General features: G+C 57.4%; 1 protein-coding gene. It reads right to left on the bottom strand.

Features of this window, described 5'->3' with window-relative positions:
- Nucleotides 1-1,197 (bottom strand): elongation factor Tu (tuf, locus tag QWI16_RS00055; protein ID WP_302710675.1); only part of this gene is annotated, 1,197 nt, incomplete at its 5' end.

The following is a 1,197-nucleotide window of genomic DNA, read 5'->3' on the forward strand; positions in this document are numbered from 1 at the left end:
TTACTCGATGATTTTGGCTACCACGCCAGCACCAACGGTACGGCCACCTTCACGAATCGCAAAGCGCAGACCGTCTTCCATCGCTACCGGGTGAATCAGCGTAACACTCATCTGAATGTTATCGCCCGGCATAACCATCTCAACACCTTCCGGCAGCTCACACGCACCAGTTACGTCCGTGGTACGGAAGTAAAACTGCGGACGGTAGCCTTTGAAGAACGGCGTGTGACGGCCACCTTCGTCTTTGCTCAGCACGTACACTTCCGCTTCAAACTTGGTGTGCGGCGTTACTGAACCCGGCTTGGCCAGCACCTGACCACGCTCGATCTCGTCGCGCTTGGTACCACGCAGCAGAACACCAACGTTCTCACCCGCACGGCCTTCGTCCAGCATCTTGCGGAACATCTCAACACCCGTACAAGTGGTCTTGGTGGTGTCTTTGATGCCCACGATTTCAATTTCTTCACCAACGGTGATGATGCCGCGCTCTACACGACCGGTCACAACGGTACCGCGGCCAGAGATAGAGAACACGTCTTCTACCGGCATCAGGAACGGCTGATCAATGGCACGCTCTGGCTCAGGGATGTACTCGTCCAGAGTCTCTACCAGCTTCTTAACAGCAGTGGTACCCAGCTCGTTGTCGTCCTCGCCGTTCAGCGCCATCAGGGCTGAACCCGGAATGATCGGGGTGTCGTCGCCCGGGAAGTCGTAGGTGTCGAGCAGCTCACGCAGCTCCATTTCCACCAACTCCAGCATCTCGTTGTACTCTTCGGTACCAACACCGCCACAGTCTTCGGCCAGCAGGTCCGCTTTGTTCAGAAACACAACGATGTAAGGTACACCAACCTGGCGAGACAGCAGGATGTGCTCACGGGTTTGCGGCATAGGACCGTCGGTCGCGCCACACACCAGGATCGCGCCGTCCATCTGAGCTGCACCGGTGATCATGTTTTTCACGTAGTCGGCGTGTCCGGGGCAGTCTACGTGTGCGTAGTGACGGTTCGGAGAGTCGTACTCTACGTGAGAGGTCGCGATGGTGATACCGCGCTCGCGCTCTTCCGGTGCGTTATCAATACCGTCAAACGCGACCGCCGAGCCACCCCATACTTCCGCACATACACGGGTCAGGGCCGCTGTAAGAGTGGTTTTACCGTGGTCAACGTGACCAATGGTGCCCACGTTGACGTGGGGCTT

Source organism: Gilvimarinus algae (assembly GCF_030518215.1).
GTDB lineage: Bacteria > Pseudomonadota > Gammaproteobacteria > Pseudomonadales > Cellvibrionaceae > Gilvimarinus > Gilvimarinus algae.